17 protein-coding genes are annotated in these 22257 nt (G+C 70.7%); 14 read left to right on the forward strand and 3 right to left on the reverse strand.

Translation table 11 applies throughout. The features are described from left to right. Positions 1-101: 101 nt before the first annotated feature. From Mth01_RS30185 to Mth01_RS22660, 6 genes are all read left to right on the forward strand, one after another. Positions 102-1772, forward strand: coding sequence for a CDP-alcohol phosphatidyltransferase family protein (locus Mth01_RS30185; RefSeq protein ID WP_275409006.1), 1671 nt, complete (start codon positions 102-104; stop codon positions 1770-1772). After that, positions 1769-2413: a DUF5941 domain-containing protein gene (locus Mth01_RS30190; RefSeq protein ID WP_275409007.1), complete on the forward strand. Its 645-nt coding sequence runs from the start codon at positions 1769-1771 to the stop codon at positions 2411-2413. The genes Mth01_RS30185 and Mth01_RS30190 overlap by 4 nt, the downstream gene beginning before the upstream one ends. A gap of 92 nt (positions 2414-2505) precedes the next feature. Next, on the forward strand, positions 2506-3240 hold the full coding sequence (locus Mth01_RS22645; protein WP_204017937.1) for a phosphocholine cytidylyltransferase family protein: 735 nt from the start codon (positions 2506-2508) through the stop codon (positions 3238-3240). A 125-nt stretch (positions 3241-3365) separates the two neighbouring features. Beyond that, positions 3366-4406 (forward strand): iron-containing alcohol dehydrogenase family protein, encoded by a 1041-nt coding sequence (locus Mth01_RS22650; protein ID WP_204017957.1) that lies wholly within the window; start codon positions 3366-3368, stop codon positions 4404-4406. Continuing rightward, a complete protein-coding gene (locus tag Mth01_RS22655) occupies positions 4384-5142 on the forward strand; it encodes a CDP-alcohol phosphatidyltransferase family protein (protein WP_204017938.1) in 759 nt (252 codons plus the stop codon). Before Mth01_RS22650 ends, Mth01_RS22655 begins: the two co-directional genes overlap by 23 nt. Positions 5143-5359: 217 nt before the next feature. Next, positions 5360-6241 (forward strand): glycosyltransferase family 2 protein, encoded by an 882-nt coding sequence (locus Mth01_RS22660; RefSeq protein WP_239089913.1) that lies wholly within the window; start codon positions 5360-5362, stop codon positions 6239-6241. Between the two features lie 9 nt (positions 6242-6250). Here Mth01_RS22660 and Mth01_RS22665 read toward each other — a convergent pair whose 3' ends face one another. From Mth01_RS22665 to Mth01_RS22675, 3 genes are all read right to left on the reverse strand, one after another. Beyond that, positions 6251-7036 carry an acetoacetate decarboxylase family protein gene (locus Mth01_RS22665; protein ID WP_239089914.1) on the reverse strand — a complete coding sequence of 262 codons (786 nt, stop codon included), beginning with the start codon at positions 7034-7036 and terminating at the stop codon, positions 6251-6253. 116 nt (positions 7037-7152) lie between these two features. After that, positions 7153-9243, reverse strand: a complete 2091-nt coding sequence (locus Mth01_RS22670; protein WP_204017940.1) for an acyltransferase family protein — start codon at positions 9241-9243, stop codon at positions 7153-7155. A 171-nt stretch (positions 9244-9414) separates the two neighbouring features. Then, positions 9415-11682: a hypothetical protein gene (locus Mth01_RS22675; protein WP_204017941.1), complete on the reverse strand. Its 2268-nt coding sequence runs from the start codon at positions 11680-11682 to the stop codon at positions 9415-9417. A gap of 34 nt (positions 11683-11716) precedes the next feature. On the opposite strand from Mth01_RS22675, the gene Mth01_RS22680 reads away from it, so the two are divergent. The 8 genes from Mth01_RS22680 (at position 11717) to manB (ending at position 22254) form a co-directional block, all read left to right on the forward strand. Beyond that, positions 11717-13213: a hypothetical protein gene (locus Mth01_RS22680; RefSeq protein WP_239089915.1), complete on the forward strand. Its 1497-nt coding sequence runs from the start codon at positions 11717-11719 to the stop codon at positions 13211-13213. A 275-nt stretch (positions 13214-13488) separates the two neighbouring features. Continuing rightward, complete coding sequence (locus tag Mth01_RS22685) at positions 13489-15516, forward strand: LCP family protein (protein WP_204017942.1); 2028 nt, start codon at positions 13489-13491, stop codon at positions 15514-15516. 85 nt (positions 15517-15601) lie between these two features. Further along, positions 15602-16534: a glycosyltransferase family 2 protein gene (locus Mth01_RS22690; RefSeq protein ID WP_204017943.1), complete on the forward strand. Its 933-nt coding sequence runs from the start codon at positions 15602-15604 to the stop codon at positions 16532-16534. After that, positions 16531-17646: a glycosyltransferase family 4 protein gene (locus tag Mth01_RS22695; RefSeq protein WP_204017944.1), complete on the forward strand. Its 1116-nt coding sequence runs from the start codon at positions 16531-16533 to the stop codon at positions 17644-17646. Before Mth01_RS22690 ends, Mth01_RS22695 begins: the two co-directional genes overlap by 4 nt. Positions 17647-17909: 263 nt before the next feature. Continuing rightward, the gene (locus tag Mth01_RS22705; RefSeq protein ID WP_204017945.1) at positions 17910-18761 is read left to right on the forward strand and encodes a class I SAM-dependent methyltransferase; all 852 of its coding nucleotides are present in this window, start codon (positions 17910-17912) and stop codon (positions 18759-18761) included. 53 nt (positions 18762-18814) lie between these two features. Continuing rightward, positions 18815-19747, forward strand: a complete 933-nt coding sequence (locus Mth01_RS22710) for a lysylphosphatidylglycerol synthase domain-containing protein (RefSeq protein ID WP_204017946.1) — start codon at positions 18815-18817, stop codon at positions 19745-19747. A gap of 256 nt (positions 19748-20003) precedes the next feature. Next, positions 20004-21167, forward strand: coding sequence for a glycosyltransferase family 4 protein (locus Mth01_RS22715; RefSeq protein ID WP_239089917.1), 1164 nt, complete (start codon positions 20004-20006; stop codon positions 21165-21167). After that, a complete protein-coding gene (gene manB, locus Mth01_RS22720; protein WP_204017947.1) occupies positions 21160-22254 on the forward strand; it encodes a mannose-1-phosphate guanylyltransferase in 1095 nt (364 codons plus the stop codon). The genes Mth01_RS22715 and manB overlap by 8 nt, the downstream gene beginning before the upstream one ends. Positions 22255-22257: the final 3 nt, after the last annotated feature.

Raw genomic sequence — 22257 nt, forward strand, 5'->3', positions numbered from 1 at the left:
TCCGAAGATACCGGGGCACCAGGCGGGGAAAGGTGATTGCCACCACGTGATCGCTCGGTTACTTTGCGAGGTGAGCATGCGGTGACCGAGGTGAATTCGGAATGTCAATGCGGGCCGATCCGGACAGATCCGGCACGGCGCCGGGGATGACTCCAGGCGGTGACGCGGTGGCGGTGGTCCTGGCGACCACGCCGGCCGCCGATCTGCCCTGCCCCGACGGCGCCAGTCTCCTGGAGCGGCTCACCCGCCAGCTCGTCACGCTGCCCGTCCGGGACGTCCATGTGGTGGCCAGGCCGGACGGCACCCGCTCGTACGCGGCCGGGCCGTACCAGATGCCCCACAGGCTGCCGGACACCATGAGCGACGGGCTCGCCGAAGACCTGCGGGTCGTGGCCAAGACGGCCAGGACCGCCACGTCACCGGTGATCGTGCTCGTGGCCGACGTCGTCGCCCACACCGAGGCCCTGGCCACGCTGCTCGCTGGTCCCTCCCGGCTCACCGGAGCCATCGTCGGGCCCCTCGTCGGGCCCATGGCCGAGGCCGGCGAGCGGTCCCCGCTGCACCCGCCCGTACGGACGGAGTCGGGCCGGGTCGTGTCGGCGGGCAACTCCTTTCACGAGGTCGAGCGGGCCGACGGCGTCTTCGGCGGTGTGCTCCAGGTGGGGGAGGCGCACCTGACGAGCCTCGCCGAGGTGGCGGAGGAGCTGGCCGACCTGGCGGAGCGCCGTCGTCTCGGCCGGGTGAGCGACGCCGAGGTGCCCGACCTGCTGCTGGCCGGGCTCGTACGCTCCGGGGTGCCGGTCCGATCCGTCACGGTCGGCGCGCTGCGCTGTGACCGGGTGGCCGACAGCGCCGGGGCGGAGGCGGCGATCAGCGGTCTGGCCGGGGTCGACGCGTCGCGGGCCCGGCTGGATGCGGCCGTCAAGACCGGCGACGGCTTCTTCACGACCTTCTTCGTCAGCTCCTGGTCGCGTCATCTCGTACGGCTCGCGGCCATGCTGGGGCTGACGCCCAACGCCGTCACCGGGATCTCGGTGGGTCTGGCGCTCATCGCGGCGATCTGGTTCTCCGACGGGCATCGGACGGGTCTGGTGGTCGGGGCCGTCGCGCTCTACCTGTCGTTCGTACTCGACTGCGTCGACGGGCAGCTCGCCCGCTACACGCGGCGGTTCTCCGCGCTGGGCGGCTGGCTTGACGGGATCTGCGACCGGCTGAAGGAGTATGTCGTGCTCGCCGGGCTGGCCTTCGGCTACCACGCGCAGTCGGGAGAGTCCGGCGGCGTGTGGCCGCTCGCGGTGGCCGCGGTGATCCTCCAGGTGGTCCGGCACATGGTCGACTTCTCCTACGCCGGGGCCGTGGCCGACTCCGGTGCCGGGGTCACCGCCGGGCCGCGTCGCCCCCTCGCCGAGCCCCGGGACGGGCCGCCCCCGACCGAGCCGCGGGACGAGCCGCCCCCGACCGAGCCGCAGGACGAGCCCCGGGGTGGGCCGGAGAAGCCGGTGCTGATCACGACATCCCAGACCGGGTCTTCTCCAGTCCGACCAGCCGAGGTCACATCGGTTGGGGCTTCCTCGGGCCTGTCGCCACGCGTGCGGAGCGCGGCGTACTGGCTCAGGAAGATCATCGTGCTGCCGATCGGGGAGCGGATGGCGTTGATCGCGATCACGGCGGCCCTGTTCGACGCGCGGGTGACGTTCCTGGCCCTCCTCGGCTGGGGCGTGGTCGCGCTGGCCTACATGTCGGCCGGCCGGATCAGGAGGTCGTTCGGATGAGCATGGCATCCGCGGACACGACGGCGGCGCCGCACGGCACCGTGGTGACCTACCGTGACGACGGGCCGCTGGCCCGGGCCATGGCCCTGTTGATCTCCGGTCAGATCCCGCCGCTCCCGCCCGTGATCGCGGGTGCCTTCGTGACGGGCGCCCTGCTGCTGGCGGGGGCGACGGGACGCGACGATCTCGCCATGTTCGCCCCGGCCGTGCTCCTGCTGCTGGCCGGATCGGGCGGCGCCCACGCGCACGACGGCCGTCTCGACTGGCTGGTGCCGCCGATCCTGCGGCTCACGGAGTACGGATTCATCACGGCCGTCGGTTTCGGCCGGTCCATCTCCCCGGTGCTGATCTTCGCGCTGCTCGGAGCGCTGGCCTTCCACCACTACGACGTCGTCTACCGGGTGCGGCAGCACGTCTGTCCGCCCCCGTGGCTGGCCGCGGTGGGGCTGGGCTGGGACGGCCGGCTGCTCATCGTCGCGGTCGCGGGCCTGTTCGACACGGTGACCATGGCGTTCGTGCTGCTGGCCGGATACCTGTGGGGCGTGTACGGCTGGGAGAGCGTAACCTGCTGGGGCGCCGCGCCGGGGGGTGGGACCGCCGCGTCGGGGGGTGGGGCGGCGGTGCCGGGAGCCCGAGATTGACGGTGTTGGCGGGGGGATTACGCGCACTGTGCCGAAAGCCAACTAACCTTTGGGGTTACTGCCTCACGCTCGACCTCAAGGAGTGCGCGAAATTGCTCGGAATGGTGCTGGCCGCCGGGGCCGGACGTCGCCTGCGGCCGTACACCGACACGCTGCCCAAGGCGCTGGTGCCGGTCGACGGTGAGACCACGATCCTCGACATCGCCCTGCGCAACCTCTCGGCGGTCGGCCTCCGCGACGTCGTCGTCATCATCGGCTATCAGGCCCAGGCGGTGCACGACCGCAAGGCCGACCTGGAGAGCCGCCACGGCGTCACGCTGACGCTGGTCCACAACGACAAGGCCGAGGAGTGGAACAACGCCTACTCCCTGTGGTGCGCCCGCGACTACTTCGCCCAGGGCGCGCTGCTGGTCAACGGCGACACCGTGCACCCCGTGTCGGTGGAACGGACCCTGCTCGCGGCCGAGAACGACGGCTCGGACATCCTGCTCGCCGTGGACGACGTGAAGTCGCTCGCCGACGAGGAGATGAAGGTCACACTCCAGGACGGCCGCCTCAAGAGGATCACCAAGCTGATGGATCCCGCCGAGGCGTACGGCGAGTACATCGGCGCGACGCTCATCCGGCCCGGCGCCGCCGACCGGCTGGCCGACGCGCTGCGGACGACCTTCGAGCGGGACCCGCAGCTCTACTACGAGGACGGCTACCAGGAGATGGTCGACCGCGGTGAGAAGATCGCCGTGGCGCCCATCGGCAAGGTCGAGTGGGTCGAGGTGGACAACCACGATGACCTCGCGAAGGCCCGTGAGATCGCATGGCGATACTGATCCTCACGGGTCTCCACGGGTCCCGGCGAGGAGCTCTTCCCCGCTCTTCCACGGACGACCTCCCCTCCGGCCGCCCGCGGGCCCTTATCGTCGTCTGAGGAGTTCTGATGCCGATTTTGGCAAGGATGCTGCCCGCCCCCCTCACGATGGAGGTGCGACGGGGCGCGATCGCGCAGCTCGGCTCGCTGCTCGCCGACAGCCGGGTGGCCACCTCCGGTCAGGTGGCGATCGCGGTCGGCCCGAACCAGGGTGACCGGATCGCCGAGATGATCGCCCCTTCGCTCGGCGACGCCAAGGTCTTCCGGGTGGCCGATGGAACGGTCGACGCGGCCATCGCGCTCGGCGGCGATCTGCGCAAGGGCGCGTTCGAGGCGGTCGTCGGAATCGGCGGCGGCAAGACGATCGACGCCACGAAGTACGCCGCGTCGCTGGCCGGGATCCCGATGGTCGCGGTGGCCACCAACCTCTCACACGACGGCATCTGCTCGCCTGTGGCCTCCCTCGTGCACGACGGGGGTAAACCCTCCTTCGGCGTGCCGATGCCCTTGGCGATCATGGTGGACCTCGACTTCGTCCACGATGCCCCGCCGTCCCTCGTACGGGCCGGCGTCGGCGACGTGCTCGCGAACCTGTCCGCGATCGAGGACTGGCAGCTGGGCAGGACCGAGCGCGGTGAGCCCATCGACGGAGTGGCGATCTCCATGGCCCGCACCGCCGCGGAGGCGGTGCTCGGGCGCTCCGACTCCATCGAGTCCGACGCGTTCCTGACCGTCCTGGCCGAGGCGTTGATCCTCTCGGGAATGTCGATGGTCATCGCCGGGTCGAGTCGGCCGGCCAGCGGCGGCGACCATGAGATCATGCATGCCGTGGACCAGCTTTTCCCCGGGACCGCCAGCCACGGTGAGCTGGCGGGGATCGGCACGGCCTTCTGCTTCTTCCTCCGTGAGGACGCCCACCGGCTCGGTCAGGTCAGGGGCTGCCTGCGGCAGCACGGGCTGCCCGTCACCCCCGGCGAGGTCGGCCTGTCGAACGAACAGTTCACCGAGGCCGTCATGCTGGCCCCGAGCACCCGGCCCGGTCGTTACACCATCCTCGAGCACCTTCGCCTGTCTGAGGCCGAGGTCAGGGCGAAAGTTGAGGACTATGTCCGCGCCATCGGTCGCTGAACTTCGCGCGGTCGCCCAGCCGCAGACCACGATGGATCGCCGCAGCGGCGAACACTGGGCCGGCCTGCTGTACATGAGGCGGCTGTCCATCTACGCCACCTGGCTGCTGGCCAAGACGCCGATCACACCCAACCAGGTGACCGGCCTGATGATCGGCTGCGGTGTGGCGGCCGGAGCCGTACTGGCCCTGCCGGGGATCTGGGCGGCGCTGGGCGCCGCGCTGCTGATCCAGGTCTATCTGCTGCTCGACTGCTCGGACGGCGAGCTGGCCCGATGGACGGGCCGCACGTCGATCACCGGGGTCTACCTCGACCGGGTGGGGCACTACTTCGCCGAGGCCGCGCTGCTCATCGGTCTGGGTTTCCGGGCCTCGCAGACGGTGCCGGACTGGTACACGGTGCTCGGCTTCGCCGCCGCGCTGGGCGCGATCCTGATCAAGTCGGAGACCGACCTGGTCGACGTGGCCCGGGCCCGCTCCGGGCTGGTCGCCGCGACCGAGGCGCAGGCGGGGCAGTTCACCTCCCGCCGGCTCGGCCTCGCCCGCAGGATCGTCGGAGCGACCCGGTTCCACCGGTTGATCCAGGCGGTCGAGCTGTCGCTGATCGTCGTGATCGCGGCCGTGCTCGACCTGTGGTTCCCCGCCACCCGGGTGCTGGTCGTCGCCTGTGCCGTCGTCGCGGGGATCCAGCTCGTGCTGCACCTGGTGAGCATCCTCGCGTCGCGGCGGTTGTCGTGACCACGCGGGGACGGGGACGGGGACGGGGGCGTCGATATTCTCCTGGGAACTGTCGTGGCTTCACCTGCGGTTCGGTAACAGTTCGCTGGCAGTTCCGATACCCTTTTGCTTCAGTGTATTCCTCAGCGATACGCGGCGGATTCCGGATGGCCTGGCCACACAGACTCGGTGATCATGAAATCGTGTGCAGTGCGCCCAACGTCGAGGCGATGACGCCGTGAAGATTTCGTGTGTCATCCTCACCATGGGCAACAGGACCGCCGAGCTTGACCGTGCGGTCACGTCCGCGCTCACACAGGCCGACGCCGACGTCGAGGTGGTGGTCGTCGGGAACGGCGCCGATGTTCCCGAGCTCACGGCCCGGCCGCTGCCGGGTTCCGCCGCCGCGGTCAAGACCGTACGGCTCCCGCGGAACGTCGGCATTCCGGAGGGGCGCAACCACGGCGTGCAGGAATGCACCGGAGACATCGTCCTCTTCCTCGACGACGACGGGTGGTACGCCGACTCCGCGGTCGCGGCGCATGTCCGCGACCGGTTCGCGCATGAGCCGGACCTCGCCGCGATCTCGTTCCGGGTGATGGACCCGGAGGGCGGCTCGGTGCAGCGGCGGCACGTGCCTCGGCTGCGCGCCGGCGACCCCGAGCGGTCGTCTCCGGTGACGACCTTCCTCGGCGGCGCCTGCGCGATCAGGAAGTCCGCTTTCCTGCAGGTGGGCGGGCTTCCGGAGCGGTTCTTCTACGCGCATGAGGAGACCGACCTGGCCTGGCGGCTGCTGGGCGAGGGCTACCGGATCGAGTACGACGCGCAGACCGTGATGTATCACCCGCTGGTGCTGCCGAGCCGGCACGCGGACTTCTACCGGCTGAACGCCCGCAACCGGGTCTGGCTGGCGCGCCGCAATCTGCCCTGGCCGCTCGCCGCGTGCTATCTGCTCAACTGGATCGTCCTCACGCTCGTCCGTGAGCGGTCCGCGACGGCGATCAAGGCGTGGTTCCGCGGCTTCGCCGAAGGGCTGCGCGAGCCGGCCGGTGACCGCCGTCCGATGGCCTGGCGCACCGCCTGGCGCATGCTCCGCCTCGGCCGCCCGCCCATCGTTTAGCGGCCCCGCTCATGCCTCCTCGGCGGCGGCGAACTCCATCGCCACGCGTTTGACGGTGGTGGTCATCAGGGCGTGCTTGGGCAGGCCGAGCTCGCTCAACTCCTTCGCGACCGGGTGGTTGCCCAGCCTGATCAGCGCGCCACCCGGTCGCCAGCGGATGCCGCTCGGGCGCACGATCCAGGGGACGCGACGGGTGACCCCGTCGGTGTGCGTGTAGGCGTCGATCATTTCGATGTCGTCCAGGCCGCCCGGCAGCGCCGCAGGCGGCGGCAGCGGGATGCCCGGCCGGATCAACAGGTCGATGACCAGTCGTCCGTCCTTGCGCACGATGCACCGCTTGTACGGCGTCGCGAGGCGGAGGTCGATCTCCGCCAGTTCCTTGGGGAACCCCCAGATGTTTCGACCCGCCTCCAGTGTGAAGCTCTGGGTGACCGGCAGCCAGTGGATGAAGGCGCCACCTCCGGTCGCGCCCAGATCTTTCAGACCGGCCATCGGTCCACGCCGGGGCGGCGGCCCCGCCTCCGGCGGCCGTACGAGGAACCCCACGCCGAACTCGTTGTAGGCGTCCAGGTCGGAGTCCCGATACTGCATGAACAGCAGCATGCAGACGGCCCTGCCGGGCAGCACCTCGGTGACGTCCAATCCGGAGTAGGCGAGGACCGCCCGGGCGGGATCGGCCCGCACGAGGTACGTGGCGGCGCAGAGCGAGGCGTCCCGCACCTTCACCGGCATGTCCACTCGGCGTCCCTGAACAAGATGGCTGGCGTGGCTCGGCATGGCGTCGTGTGGTGACATGCCTCCAAGTACAGCAAGCCCGGCGGCCGGATGACAGCCGTATCCTCCGGCGGGTCACGACCTGCATCCGGCTCTACGGGATCACAAGGGGGTGATCGCCGGGCAGGAGGGGCGAATCACCTCGCCTGTCCGGCGTATGTCTGTGCCTGCTGCGAATGGGGCTGCTGTGCCTGGGACTGCTGTGCCTGGGACTGCTCTGGTTGTGCGGGGGGCCGCTGGATGCGCGGCCTGCGGTAGAGCCAGGTCAGCCTTGGCTCGAGCAGATAGCGGAACACGGTTCGGGTGATCGGCAGGCACAGCACGATGGACAGCGCGAACGTGGTGAAGGCGATCGTCGCCACCCCGAGCGGGCCGTACAGCCAGGGGAAGCTCAGCCAGCCCATCTCCTTGGCGATCAGAACGGGCACGCCGTGCAAGAGGTAGCAGTACAACGTGCGGGTGCCGAGGTCGGTGAACCACGTCTCCCTGCGGGGGACCAGCGACAGCACGGCCGCCGACATGGCGAGTGCGGCGGCGAGCAGGGCGACCCGCAGCGCCATGCCCTTCCACCAGACCAGGTGCAGTTGGTGATAGCTGTTCTTCCAGTAGATCGGGCCGAGCTTGACCGTGTAGTTCTTCACCAGGTAGATGGCCACCGCGGCGGCGACGGCCAGTACGATCACGGACAGCACCCGCACCCAGCGCTGCTGGAGGAACTCGAAGAACTCGGGCTTGAGCACGAGGCCGATGACGAAGAACGGCATGAGCCCGAAGAAACGGTCCATGCTGAAGTCGCCGCTCAGGTTGGAGAAGCCCGCGAACAGGTAGATGGCCACGGCGATGGGCACGGGGTAGCGCATGCGCTTCCAGACCGGCGTGGACAGCCGCCAGAACAGCAGCGCCAGCAAATACCAGTTCAGCCAGGCCGGATCCATGATCGTGAGGGACCACTTCTGCCCCAGTGCGGTGCGGAGCAGGGCGTAGCCCACCTCGACGATCACGTACGGCACGAGGAACGTGTCGACCAACTTGTTGGTCTTGGCGTTGGAGTTCCAGAAGTTCTTGGACAGGTAACCGCTGATGATGACGAACAGCGGCATGTGGAAGACGTAGACGAACAGGTAGGTCGCCCGTGACGAGTGGGCGGCCAGGGTCGGCACCAGTGAGTGGCCCAGTGGCACCAGTGCGATCAGGAGGAACTTGACGTTGTCCAGATAGGGATCGCGCTGCCGCTTGCGGGAAGGCCGCGGGGCGGGATCCGGCTCCGGATCCGCCTGCCGCTCGTGATCCGTCTGTCGACTCCGATTCTGGTCGGCGGGCGGGTGGAGGAAACCGAACCCGCCCTGACGGGCCGATTGGCGCCCACCGAAGGGGTCGGCCTCCGGACCTCTGGGAAACCCTTGGAGCCCATGCGGCTCATGGGGCTCAGGTGTGGCGTTCGGGCGACCTGAGTCGTCTCCGTCATCCCAGGTCCTGGCCGGTACCCAGGCGGGCAGCGGGGGTGGCGCCTCCTCGGCGAGCGCGTCCTCCCCTGAGCCCGCCGGGCCGCCGGGTCTGCCCGCCGGATCGCCGTGCCCGGGCGGCCCCGCCGAGGTCCGATGCCACGGGTCCCACTGCACGGGGGGCGGCGCCGCCTCGCCCGCGAGATCCGGCCACTGCGGCGCGTGGAACTGGGACGACTGGATCTCCGTCGCCGGGCCGCCCTGGTCCCAGTCCCCGTACGGCTCAGGCCGGTCGAAGGGCGCCGGGGGAGCTGAAGGAGTTGCGGGGTCGGGATGACCGTCCCGGGAGGTGGAGAAGTAGTTGAAATCGGCGGAGGCCGGGGAACCGTCTGGCATCCCGCCGAGCCCGGCGACACCCCGCCTGCGCGGACGCCGTACCGGCAGGGGCTCCTTGTCGAGCTGCGCCCACGCCGCGGCGTCCGGCCCGGACGGATCATCCGGTCGGGCCGGGTTGTCTGGGTTGTCTGGATTGTCCGAGGCGTCGAGTGGGCCCGGCGTGGCCGGGGGTGTCGAGGCGGCCGTGGCCGCGGGAGCCGAGGTACTGGGGGAGCCCGAGGTCGAGGGGCCGGGGGCGTTCTTCGCGCGCGCGTGATCGTCGTCGTCCGCCGGGCCCGGCCACTCCGCGGTGATCCGGCTGATCACGCCGGTGGGGGCCTCCTCCTCGGCATCGGGGGTGACGCCGGACTGCGGGACTTGGACCGGAGGGCGATGACGGATGTCGCTCACGAGAGAAACGCTCAGCTATCTGTTGGAGGCTCGGGCTGGTGGGGCTCGGAGGGGCGGCCGCGCCCCGCGAATCCTCGGATCGTGCGACGCGGTCCTGTTCGGACACTAGCGAAGGCGGCCCGGCACATCACCCTGAACGGGCGAACAAGGCGCGTTCGCCGATCACCAACCCTAACGTTCCCAAGAACGACTGTCGCCCCTGGGGCGAAACGTAACCGAGGCGACACCCAGCCGCGGGATGGTCATCCAGACGTCGATGCTGAGCGACCAGGTGCCGTCGGGCGGGTCCACCAGAGACCGCTCGTCCTGGCGGGTGCGCAGGGCCACCACGCGGGCGGCCGTGCCGTACGGCTCGAGCTGGCCCGCCTCGGCCGCGAGCAGCACGGGAACGCGGCCGGTGGCCCGCACCCTGCCGATCAGCCGCGCCACGTCGGCGTACAACGGCAGGCTGGTGCCGGGCGGGAAGTCGACCCGGGCGGCGGGCACGCCGCACACCCCGCGCACGAGCGGGCCGAAGCGGTCACCGGTGACCCGCTCGACGAACAGCACGGACGCGTTCGGTGGGATCGCGGCGCACAGTCCGGCCGCCGCAGCGGCCTCACCCCGGTTGACCGGCGAGAACGCCGTGCCGATCGACGTGACGGCGGCCGGGACCACGAGCAGGACGGCCCCGGCCGCGGCCACCAGCGGACCGGCGCGGCGCCGCCCCGAGCGCCGGGCGCGCGCACGCAGCCACCGCAGCCCCCAGACGGCGAGCAGGATCAGCCCGGGGATCACCACGGGCACCAGCCGCCGCGAGGCCCACGGGTGATCGGGTGTGATGCCGGGCCGCCACAGCGTCGTCAGCGTCGTCCACCCGATGATCGCCAGCGGCAGCAGCCAGCCGAGCTCTCCTCTCCGGGCCAGGCGGCGTACGAGCACGGCGGCCGCCAGCGTGGCCAGCACGACCGCGGGAACCCCGACGTACCAGAACACCCAGTGCAGCGAGTCTTCGTAGTAGAGGCGGGTGCCGTCGACCGGCAGGTGGCCCGCCTCCTGCGTCTTCTCGATGAAATCCGCGGTCAGCCGGTCCTCCGGACTGATCGGGATCCGGCGCACGGTCTGCACCCAGGGGCGTACGGCGAGGGCCGCCATGACCAGCACGACGAGCCCGGCCGCGGCCTCGGGAAGCCATCGGGTCAACCGTCGAACCCGCTGCGGAACCCGCTGCCGGAGCGACCGCCGGGCGGCGATCCACGGCGCCAGGGCCGTACCGGCCGCCGTGAGCACCAGGACGGCGGCGCAGATGCCGAGCAGGGGCTTGAGCGAGCCGGAGAGATATTCCGCGTACGGCTTGGCGAGGGTGTAGCAGGCGGTGAGACCCCACAGCGCTCCCACGGCGAGCCCACCCAGCAGCGGCACGCCCAGCCGCCGGTCCACGTCGGCGAAGCCCGATGCGCCGCTCGTACGGCCATGGGCGCGGGCGCGTGCGCGGGAGATGCGGTTGAGCGCGATGAGCAGTCCGGCGAACGGCAGCACGGGCAGCACGTCGCGCAGGCCGTCGATGCGGACGAGCAGGGCGAGCCCGAACGCCAGCCCGGAAAACGCGGCGGCGATCGCGCCGGCCCGGTCTGTGCCGGCCCGGTCTGCGGCGGCCCGGCGCCTGGCGTCGGCCAGCAGGCTCAGGCCGCCGAAGATCAGAATCAGCGACGGGATCTCGCTGAAGGTGGTCCTGGAGGTGTAGAGAACGGGGAGGCTGACCGCGAAGGCGAGCGCGGCCAGGGGGGCCCAGCGGGCGCCGACCAGACGGGCCGTCGTCCCCGCGAAGGTCAGCACGGCGAGCGCGCCCAGCACCGGCGGCACGAGCAGCAGGCCGGGGATGCCCGCCACCCAGTCGCCGACGGCGTGGATCATCGGCGGCCCGGCCATGAACTGCGGGAGGATCCCGTCGTCGGTGCCGTAGAAGCCCATGCCGTCGAACCGCAGGGCCGGGTCGGGGCCGCCGAAGTCTCCCCGGGGGATCGGCAGCGAGCCGTGCCGCGCCAGCCAGACGGCGTACTCCGCGTAGGTGCCCGGATCCCGCCTGACCAGCAGTTGCTCTCCGTGGAAGATCCCGTTGAAGACGCCGGAGGCGACCGCGATGCCGAAAACGGCCGCCGTCCGCCCGGCCGTCGCCGAGCCGTCCACCTCGGGCATGCGCCGCAGGCCGTACCGGCACAGCAGCACGGCCGACGCGCCGCCGGCCAGCAGCATCGGCAGCGGCCGGAACCAGCCGAGCAGCAGCAGCGGCAGTCCCGCGAGCAGCCATCCGCCGAGGACGAGTACGGGCAGCGCGGACCCGACGGCGAGCACGCGGCCCGCCGACGGCAGGGGAGAACGGGGAGATCGGTCGGTGGCGATGACGCCGAGCGTAACCGCCCGCTGCGACAACGGCCCGCTCTCCGGCTTCGAATCGATCACGCGTCTCCCCGGCACGTTCCGGTAGCGTACGCCGATGACCAGCAGTGCGGCCGGAAGGAGTGTGTCGGTCTTGGCCCGGCGGCACGGGTGGTTTCCGCACAGCTGGTTTCCGCACAGCTGGTTTCTGGGGGTCCTCGGGCTGGGAGCGGCCCTGCGGATCGTGACCATGCTCGGGTACCGGCCGGCGCTGTGGTTCCCGGACTCCTACACCTATGTGGTGACCGCCATGCGGCCCCGGCCCGACCTCGTCCGGCCGGCCGGCTACTCGATGTTCCTGCGCCTGTTCGAGCCGTTTCACAGCTTCGCCCTGGTCACGTTCGTCCAGCACCTGCTCGGGCTGCTCGCCGGGGCCATGATCTACGTCACCGTGCTGCGGTGGTGCGGGCGCTCTCGGCGGAGTGTCCTGGTCGCCGCCGCGGCCACGGTCCCGGTCCTGCTCGACGCCTATCAGATCGAGATGGAGCACCTGCTCGTCTCCGACTCGCTGTTCACGTTCCTCGTCGTGGCCGCCGCCTGCCTCGCGCTGCGCCGCCCGCCGTCCACCCATCGGCCGTCGACGCCCGCGGCGGTCGCCCTCGGCCTGATCCTGGCCGCCGCGACGCTGACCAGGACCATCGGACTCCCGCTCATCGCGGTCTTCGCTTTCTTCCTGGTCTGGTACGGCTTCAGCCGCGCGCGAGTCGTACGACGGGACGTGCCGCGGCGGGTGGGGGCGTTCGCGCTGGCCGCCCTCCTGCCGCTCGCGGCGTACGCGGGGTGGTTCTACGCGGCCCACCACCGGGTCGGCCTGGTCGGATCCAACGGGGTCTTCCTCTACGGCCGGACGATGACGTTCGCCGACTGCTCGGTCATGCGGCCGCCCGCGGATGTGGCGGTGCTGTGCGATTCCCGGCCCCCGGCGGAGCGCCCGACCTCGCAGGATTACATCTGGAGCGACGACTCGCCCCTGGTCCGGCTGCCCGGCATCACATTCATCGAGGAGACCGACGCGCTGGCCGGGCGGTTCGCCTGGCTCGCGATCCGGAGCCAGCCGCTGGACTACTCGGCCGGGGTCCTGACCGAGTTGGGGCGGACGTTCACCTGGCGGCGGCATGTCTACCCCGACGCGGAGACCTACGGGTACTACGAGTTCCCCGCGTCCACGCCCGCACCGCCGGACCGGCATCCGGCGATCGTCGGGAAGGAGTTCGCCGAGCGGTACGAACGGGGATCGGTCGCGGTGCGGATCGCCGAGCCGTACGCCGGCTGGATGCGGGCCTACCAGCGGGTGGCGTCCCTGCCGGGGGCGTTGCTGCTGGTCGTGCTCGTCATTCCGTTACTTCGGCTGGTTCGGCCGGCGCGGCGCGGCGCGGCGCGGGGATCGGGGGTGCCGTGGGGACTTCCCTGGGCGACCGCCTGGGTTCTGCTGGTCGTTCCGGCGGCCACGGCGCAGTTCGATTACCGGTACGTGCTGCCCGCGACCCCGCTCGCCTGCCTCGCGGCGGCCCTGGCGATGAGCCCGGACGACCGACGTGACCAGCGGATCCGGTAAAACAGCGGTAAAGTGGACGCAATCGCAATACTGCAAAATGTCCTAGTTTTAGTATGCTCTGCCGCTGAATCACCCCGGGATCTCGCAGTGTGATCACAAGAGAGTGACCATGGTCCGGATCCTGCCGATCACGGCGCCTCGACTCGCCTCCGTGACCTAATCTCGTGAGCGCGAGGAGTGATCGCCAAGCAAGGAGGACACGTGCGCGAGCCGATCAGTAGCACCTCCGATCGTTCGCCTGTGCCTCTGCCGCACCCCGCGCCGAGGAGCGACCGATGAGCGAGCGTCGCCGCGCCTCCGCTCGCAACCAGCAACCCCCATCCGTTCCGGCCGACCAGAAGGTCTGGGGGCCGCAGAACCCCGGGGCGTACGGCGGCGGTGCGCCGAGTGGCGGTTACGACGCCCCGGCCGGCGCGCGTGGTCGGCGAGGTCGTCGCGGCGATTCCTCCTACGAGGGCTCGTACGGCGACTCGTACAACGAGTCGTACGACGGCTCGTACGGCGACGGCTCGTATGGCGACGCCTACCAGGATTCCTACGGCGGTCCGGAGGAGTACGAGCCCTCTCGCGGGCGGCGGCGCGGCGGTCACCCGGCCGGTGCGGACACCCGGACCTACGCGTCGGCCGACGGCGGCGGCCTCTACGAGGAGGACCAGCCGAGGCGGCGTCGCGGGCGCAGGGGCGGCGACGAAGAGTCGGCCGCGGCGTTCGAGGCGGCGGCCACCTCCGCCTACGACTCCGTCGATTCCGGTGGCTCTGGTGGCTCTGGTGGCTCCGGCCGTCGTGGTCGCCGCGGTGGTGGCGGTCGCGGTGGGGAGTCCGGCGATGGAGGGGGCGGCGCACGGCGCGGACCGGGCGTGTGGGGCTGGGTCAGCATCGTCATGACCACCGTGCTGGCCGCCGGCACGCTCACCGCGTACAAGACGTATCGCAGCACAATGGACCTGATCAGCCGCGAGAAGTCCACCGACGAAATCGACAAGAACCGCCCCGAGAACCAGACGGGCGCGATCAACGTGCTGCTCGTCGGGTCGGACAGCCGGGCCGGGGACAACAAGCGGTACGGCCAGAAGATGGTCAGCCTCGGCGAGCGCACCGACACGATCATGCTCCTGCACGTGTCCCCCGACCGGGACGGCGCGACGCTGATCAGCTTCCCGCGTGACTCGATGGTGATGATCTCCACCTGCAAGAACACGAAGACCGGTGCGGTGATGCCGCCGCACCTCGCGATGATCAACTCTGCCTTCTCTGAAGGGGGGATGATCTGCACCCGGCGGACCATTGAGGACCTGACGAAGATCCGCATTGACCACTTCGTGAAGGTCGACTTCACCGGCTTCAAGAACATCGTGAACGCCCTCGGCGGTATCGAGATCTGCCTGCCCCAGCCGGTGAACGACAAGAAGTCGAAGCTGAGCCTTCCGGCTGGTCGGCAGGTTGTCCGCGGCGAGGCCGCCCTCGGCTATGTACGGCTGCGGTACGGCATCGGGGACGGAAGCGACATCGGCCGGATCAAGCGCCAGCAGGTCTTCATCTCCCAGGTGGTGAAGAAGGCGACCAGCCGGGCCCTGCTCACCGACGTGGGTAAGCTGCAAAAATTCATCGAGGCCACCGCGGAGTCGGTGACCATGGACGACAACCTCAACACCGACACGCTCATCCAGATCGCGCAGAGCGCCTCGAAGCTCACGGCCAAGGGTTTCAAGGCCACGACGGTGCCGTGGATCCCCGATCCCAACGACCCCAAGGCGCGGGTCGTGTGGAAGCAGCCAGACGCGGACAACCTGTTCAACGCGATCAGGAGTGACACCGAGGTGACCCCGACGACGTCCCCGAGCGCCGCCGCCTCACCCGGCGCGAAGCCGAGCAAACCGCTTGCCACCAAGCCGCAGCAGGTCAAGGTGCAGGTGTTCAACGGCACCAACACCACTGGTCTGGCGAAGGAGGTCGCCGAGGCCTTGGCCGCCCAGGGCTTCGCGGTCACCGGCGTCGGCGACGCGCGCAGGCCGGACAACACCGACCAGCCCAAGACGATGATCCGCTACACCGGTCCGGGCTGGGACTACGCCAAGATCCTCACCGGAAAGATAATGGGTCAGATCGCGCCCGAGACGGGGAAGGTCCCGACCGGCCCGGCCACGCCCTTCACGCCCTCGTCGCCCCCTCCGGACGCGCCGAAGGGCAAGGTCCGGGGTCCGGTGCTCCAGCTCGTGATCGGCAACGACTGGGAGGGCGTCAAGACGCCGATCCAGGTCGGGGACAACGCCGTGACGTCCGAGACGAACATCTGCGCGAGCTGACCGTCACCCGCGGCGTAAGCCGTACGAGGGCGGGGTGATCCGAAGTGAGGCCGTGGTTTGGCCGGGAAGAGTACCCTTGCCGGACGTGAGACCGCCTGAGACCTCTGGAAGCGCCGTGTCTGCCGTCGATAACCCGTACGTGACGATCGTCCTGCCGTGCTACAACGAGCAGGACCATGTGATCGACGAGGTCGAGCGCATCTGCGCGGCCATGGACGACAGCGGGTACACCTACGAGCTGCTGGCCGTGGACGACTGCTCCACGGACGAGACCCTGGCCCGGCTCCGCGAGGCCGAGCCCCGGTTCCCGCACATGCGGATCAAGGCGTTCCACCGCAACGGCGGTTCCGGCACGGTCCGCAGGATCGGCACCCAGGAGGCCCGCGGCGAGATCGTCGTGTGGACCGACGCCGACATGACGTACCCGAACGAGCGCATTCCCGAGCTGGTCCAGATCCTGGAGAAGGACCACGCGATCGATCAGGTCGTCGGCGCGCGCACCAGCGAGGAGGGGTCGCACAAGTTCCTGCGCGTGCCCGCCAAGTGGTTCATCCGCAAGGTCGCCGAACGGCTGGCCGGGCAGAAGATCCCCGACCTCAACTCCGGCCTGCGGGCCTTCCGCAAGTCGGTGGCCAGGCCGTACCTGCGGCTGCTGCCCCCCGGCTTCTCCTGCGTCACGACGATCACGCTGGCGTTCCTGTCGAACCAGCACGACGTCCACTACATGCCCATCGACTACGCCAAGCGGGCCGGGAAGTCGAAGTTCAGCTTCGTCTCCGACGCCTACCGTTACATCCTGCAGGTGCTGCGGATGATCATGTACTTCAACCCGCTCAAAGTGCTGATGCCGGTGGCGCTCTGGCTGATCGGCATCGGCCTGGTCAAGGGCGTGTTCGACATGGTCACGGAGCTGTTCTACATCCGCACCAACACGATCACGATCTTCATGACAGGTCTGATCATCGCGGCGGTGGCGCTGCTGGCCGACCTGATCGTGCGTTCGAGAGGCGATTCGTGAGGATCGCGATCGTCGGCCCGACCTACCCCTACAAGGGCGGCGGGGCGCAGCACACCACGGAGTTGGCCCACCGGCTGCGGGCCGAGGGCCACGACGTGGTGATCGAGTCATGGCGGGCGCAGTACCCGGCGTTTCTCTACCCCGGACAGCAGACGATCGACAGCCCGGAGGGCGAGCCGTACCCGAACACCCGCCGCGACCTCGACTGGCGGCGACCGGACGGCTGGATCCGCTGCGGCAGGCGGCTGCGCGAGGTCGACCTCGTCGTCCTCGCCGTGCTCAGCCCCGTGCAGGTGCCCGCCTACCTGGGCATCCTGTACGGCCTGGGCAGGCGGGCGAAGGTGGTGGCACTGTGTCACAACGTGCTGCCGCACGAGCGCAAGCCGTACGACGTGCCGCTCATGAGGGCCCTGCTGCGGCGGGTCGGCGGGGTCGACGGCGGGGGCAACGGCGGGGTTCTCGTGCACTCCGAGCAGCAGGCGGCCCTCGCCCGCGGGCTCACCGACGCGCCGGTGCGGGTGGCCGCGCTGCCGCCGCACCTGCCCGCGCGCAGCCCGGGCGCCTCGGGTGGGCGCGAGCCGTACGGCAGGCTGCTGTTCTTCGGCATCGTCCGCCCCTACAAGGGGCTCGACCTGCTCCTGCGGGCGCTGACCCAACTGCCGGACGTCGGCCTGACCGTGGCCGGCGAGTTCTGGGGCGGACTGGAGGAGACCAGGGCCCTCATCGCGGAACTGGGGCTCGGGGACCGGGTCGAACTGCGGCCGGGGTACGTCGCCGCCGAGGACGTGCCGGGACTGTTCGCCGGGGCGGACGCCCTCGTGCTGCCGTACCGCTCGGCGACCGCCAGCCAGAACGTGTGGCTCGGTCACGAGCACGGCGTCCCGGTGATCGCCACCCGCGTCGGCGCGCTGGCCGACAACGTGTCCGACGGCGTCGACGGCCTGCTGGTGGAGCCGGACTCGGTGGGCGCGCTGGCCGAGGCGCTCAAGCGGTTCTACGAACCGGGCATGCCACAGCGGCTGCGCGCCGGAGTCACCCCCGTCGACCCCGAGCCCTACTGGACCACCTACCTCGACACCCTCCTCCTCCTCCCTCCATCCCCCTCCACCTGACCCACCCTCGACACCGGGCCTCGCGGTCGACGCCTCCGTGATCGCCGTCGCTGAGCGGTACGGCGTCGACCGGGTCGCCACGATCGACCGTCGGCACTTCGGCGCCGTCAAGCCGAGCCATGTCACAGCCCTGACGCTGCTGCCGTAGCCGTTCGTGGTCCAAGCCTGTGATTCGCGACGGGGTTGGGCCGGGCGAAGGTACTGTTGGGCACCGTGGAACGGAACCCTGATCGCGAGTGTGGCGGCAGCGGCGGTGATCGGTCGTGAGCGAGGGGCGGGCGGCTCAGCTCGAATACTCCGAGTTCCAGGCCGCGATGCTCGACGAGGCCAAGCGCCGCCGGAAGGCCGCGAAGATCATTGCGGTGCTCGCGCACTTCCTGGGCAGGGAGGGCGCCGATCCCGGCAAGGTCCTCGCCGGGCTCACCGTCGGTGATGTCGGCTGCTCGGCCGGGTTCATCGCCGACGAGCTCGCCGGCGCCGGCGCGAGCCGTACGTTCGGGGTCGACATCGACGTGCCGGGGCTGCGGAAGGCGGCCGACCGGTTCGGTGGGCGGGTCGGGTTCGTCTGCGCCGACGGCGGAGCGCTGCCGTTCCCGGACGGCTCACTCGACGTGCTGGTCTTCAACCACATCTACGAGCACGTGGTCGACCCGGACGCGGTGATCACGGACATGCACCGGGTGCTGGCCGACGACGGGGTGCTCTATCTCGGGCTCGGCAACCGGCTCGGCGTGATGGAGCCGCACTACAAGCTGCCCTTCCTGTCCTATCTGCCGCCGGCCGCCGCCGACCGGTACGTCAGGGCGTTCGGCCGGGCCGACCACTACTACGAGCGCTTCCGCACCCGCGGGGGCCTGCGGCGGATGCTGACGGCCTTCCACGTGTGGGACTACACGTTCCCGGTGCTCGCCTCGCCGGAGCGGTTCGCCGGGGGAGAGCTGTTCCCCGGTCCGGCGGGCCGTGCCGTACGGGAGACCCTGGCGCGGACGCCGAGGGCCGCGCTGCACGCCCTCCTGCCCGTCGTGCCGACGTACCTCTGGGTCGCCACCAAGACGCCGAGGCGGCCACTCGGCGGCGCGCTCCCGCAGCCGCCCGAGCCGGTACGCACGCCGTGAAGCTCGGCCAGCCGCGTGAGAGACGTCAGCCGGCCGAACCGTTAGGCGGCCGGGTGAGCGGACGCAAGGTGGTCCGCGTGCTGTTCCTGCTGGTCGCGCTCGGGTTCGGCGCCTGGGCGATCGCCGGGCGGTGGGCCGAGGTCTCCGACGGCTTCGCCCGGCTGTCCTGGCCGGAGCTGGCGGGGTCGCTCGCCGCCGTGCTCGGCGCGCTCGGCGCCGGGATGATGATGTGGCGCGCACTGCTGGCCGACCTGGGGTCGCCGCTGGCGTTCACCGACGCCGCCAAGATCTTCTTCGTCGGCCAGCTCGGCAAGTACATCCCCGGGTCGCTGTGGCCGGTGCTGGCCCAGATGGAGATGGGCCGTGATCACGGCATCCCGAGATCGCGCAGCGCCGCCGCCTTTTTCCTGACCTATCCGGTCTATCTGGCGAGCGGCCTGGTGGTGGCGGCGGTCACGCTGCCCGTGCCGGCGGGGGAGTCGGTGGCGCGGTACGCCTGGCTCCTGCTGCTCGTCCCGGTGTTCGTCGCCGCACTGCACCCGGCGGTCGTCAACGGGGTGATCGGCTTCGGGCTGCGGAAGCTGCGGCGCCCGCCGCTCGAACGGCCGCTCACGCGCCGTGGGGTGCTCGCGTCCGCGGGTTGGGCGCTGGTCGGGTGGGCGGCGTACGGTGTGCACCTCGCGCTCATCGTGCGCGCACTCGGGGCGTCCGGGGCGACGGCGGTGGTTCTGAGCTTCGGCGCGTTCGCGCTGGCCTGGTGCCTGGGCTTCCTGGTGGTCGTCGCGCCGGCGGGCGCGGGCGTCCGGGAGGTCGCCATGTTCGCCGCGCTGGCCCCCGTGCTCGATCGGGGCTCGGCGACCGCCGCGGTGCTCTGCTCCCGCCTGATCGTCTCCATCGGCGACCTGGTCTGCGCCGCCCTGGCCGGTCTCGCCTCCCGGCGGGCCGTTTCTCCCTCCGACGCCGTTGAGAACGCCAAGCGGCGCTGATATTCCGTACAAACAGCGGAGTGGACTGGCATTTCCGGGCAATGGTCACGGGTTCCGCGATTCCCTGACAGCCCCCTATGTGATTATCGCCACGGTTCGGGGGACGTCGGGAAGAGAGTGAAGGTGAGGGTGACCGGGGGACGACTCCCTGTGATCGGGTCGCCGATCCGCCGGCAGGACCATGGCCGCCCTCGCCCGATGACACCGCCGGACCAATGAGTCCCGCCGCCGGGGCTCGCCGAGGGGAGCGATCTGGTTGACACCCCGAGTGCTCGTCGACGCCGCGGCGGTTCCCGCCGATCGCGGCGCGCTGATCCGGTACGTCGATGGACTGGTCGCCGCCCTGCACGAGGCCGGTGCCGACCTCGCCGTGGTGTGCCAGCGTGCGGACGCCGAGCGGTACGGCAAGCTGGCCCCCGCCGCGCGGATCCTCGCCGGTCCGGCCGCCCTCACCAACCGGGGCAAGCGCCTGGTGTGGGAGCAGTTCGGCCTTCCCGTCCTCGCCCAACGCGCCGAGGCCGATGTGATCCACGCCCCTTACTACTCGATCCCGCTGCGATCCGGGCTGCCGATCGTGGCGACCATTCATGATGTGGCCTGCTTCACCGAGCCCGAGCCGGAGCCGGAGCAGTACGACACGGCCCGGGCGGCGTTCTTCCGCTCGGCCACGCGAACCGCCGTACGGCGGGCCAGCCGCCTCGTCGTGCCGTCCAAGGCCACGCGGGACGAGCTCGTCCGAGTGCTGGGGGCCGACCCGACCAGGATCGACGTCGCCTATCACGGGGTGGACGCCGTGCTGTTCCACCCGCCCGGCGAACGCGAGATCCGCCGGGTCGCCGACCGGATCGGCCTGCACGGTCATCCGTACATCGCCTATCTGGGCGGGATCGAGCCGCGCAAGAACGTGCCGAACCTGATCCGCGGCTTCGCCGAGGCGGTGGAGCACCTGCCGGCACCGCCCGCGCTGGTGCTCGCCGGCGGGCCGGGCTGGGACGGCGAGGTCGAGGCGGCGATGGCCGGGCTGCCGCCCAGGATCAGGATCGTCCGGCCCGGATACCTTCCCTTCGCCGATCTGCCGGGCTTCCTCGGCGGCGCGCTCGTGGTCGCGTTCCCCTCACGCAGCGAGGGGTTCGGGCTGCCGGTGCTGGAGGCGATGGCGTGCGGCGCGCCGGTGCTGACCACCCATCGGGCCTCGCTTCCCGAGGTGGGCGGCGACGCGGTCGCCTACACCGAGCCGGATGCCGAGAGCGTCGCCGCCGCGCTGCGCGCGCTGCTGGAGTCGCCGCGACGGCGGACGGCGCTGTCGTCGGCCGGGGTCGACCGGGCGCGGGAGTTCACCTGGCGGCTGTCCGCCGAGGCCCATCTCGCGGCATATCAGCGTGCGGCGGACGGCTGCACTAGTCTGCCGGGCTATGGGTAACTCCGGTTCGCGATCGCTTGAAGCGATCCTCCTCGTCGGTGGCCAGGGGACGCGCCTGCGCCCGTTGACGATGTCGATTCCCAAGCCCCTCCTGCCCACCGCCGGGGTGCCGCTGCTGGAGCATCAGCTCGCGCGCGCCGCGGCCGCCGGGGTGCGGCATGTGGTGTTCGCCACGGCCTACCGCGCGGAGATGTTCGCGGAGAGTTTCGGCAGCGGCGGTAGGTTCGGGCTGGAGATCACCTATGTGACCGAGGACGTTCCGCTCGGCACGGGCGGTGCGATCCGCAACGCGTCGTCGGCGCTGCGGTCGGGGCCGGACGACCCCGTCTTCATCCTCAACGGGGACATCATCTCCGGCCACGACATGGCGGCGCAGCTGGCGGCGCACGAGAAGGCGGACGCCGCCGTGACGCTGCACCTCACCACCGTGGAGGACCCACGCCGGTACGGCTCGGTGCTGACCGACGCCCACGGCCGGGTGGAGGCGTTCATCGAGAAGTCGCCGACCCCGGTCACCGATCAGGTGAACGCGGGATGCTACATATTCCGCCGCGGCGTCATCGACGAGATCCCGGCGGGACGCCCGGTCTCGGTGGAATATGAGCTGTTCCCGAAGTTCCTGGCCGAGTCGGCGCCGGTCCTGGGGCATGTGGACCCCGCCTACTGGCTGGATGTGGGGACCCCGGCCGCCTTCGTACAGTGCTGCTGCGACCTCACGCTTGGCCGCGTGCAGTCCCCGGCGCTGCCCGTTCAGGGGGTGCCCGCGCTGGTCGCGGAGGGGTCGGTCGTCGCGCCGGACGCCCGGGTGGAGGGCGGCTCGACGATCGGCGCAGGGGTGCTCGTCGCGTCCGCCGCCGTGATCGACGCGAGCGTGGTGATGGACGGCGCCGTGATCGCGGAGGACGCCCGGGTGACGCGGTCCGTGGTGGGGCGTGGCGTCAAGATCGGCCCGGGTGTCGTGGTCGAGGACGCGATCGTGGGTGACGAGGCCGTCATCGAGGCGGGCAACGAACTCCGTGGTGGCATCCGGATCTGGCCCAGGTCCGTAATATCGGGTACGTCGGTCAGGTTCTCCAGCGATATGTGATCA

The sequence above is a fragment of the Sphaerimonospora thailandensis genome, from assembly GCF_016863115.1.
Lineage (GTDB): Bacteria > Actinomycetota > Actinomycetes > Streptosporangiales > Streptosporangiaceae > Sphaerimonospora > Sphaerimonospora cavernae.

Coding starts and splice junctions, on each gene's coding strand:
- Mth01_RS30190 (WP_275409007.1), top strand. CDS start 1,769: ATGAGCATGGCATCCGCGGACACGACGGCGGCGCCGCACGGCACCGTG.
- Mth01_RS30185 (WP_275409006.1), top strand. CDS start 102: ATGTCAATGCGGGCCGATCCGGACAGATCCGGCACGGCGCCGGGGATG.
- Mth01_RS22650 (WP_204017957.1), top strand. CDS start 3,366: ATGCTGCCCGCCCCCCTCACGATGGAGGTGCGACGGGGCGCGATCGCG.
- Mth01_RS22655 (WP_204017938.1), top strand. CDS start 4,384: ATGTCCGCGCCATCGGTCGCTGAACTTCGCGCGGTCGCCCAGCCGCAG.
- Mth01_RS22665 (WP_239089914.1), bottom strand. CDS start 7,036: ATGTCACCACACGACGCCATGCCGAGCCACGCCAGCCATCTTGTTCAG.
- Mth01_RS22685 (WP_204017942.1), top strand. CDS start 13,489: ATGAGCGAGCGTCGCCGCGCCTCCGCTCGCAACCAGCAACCCCCATCC.
- manB (WP_204017947.1), top strand. CDS start 21,160: ATGGGTAACTCCGGTTCGCGATCGCTTGAAGCGATCCTCCTCGTCGGT.
- Mth01_RS22680 (WP_239089915.1), top strand. CDS start 11,717: ATGACCAGCAGTGCGGCCGGAAGGAGTGTGTCGGTCTTGGCCCGGCGG.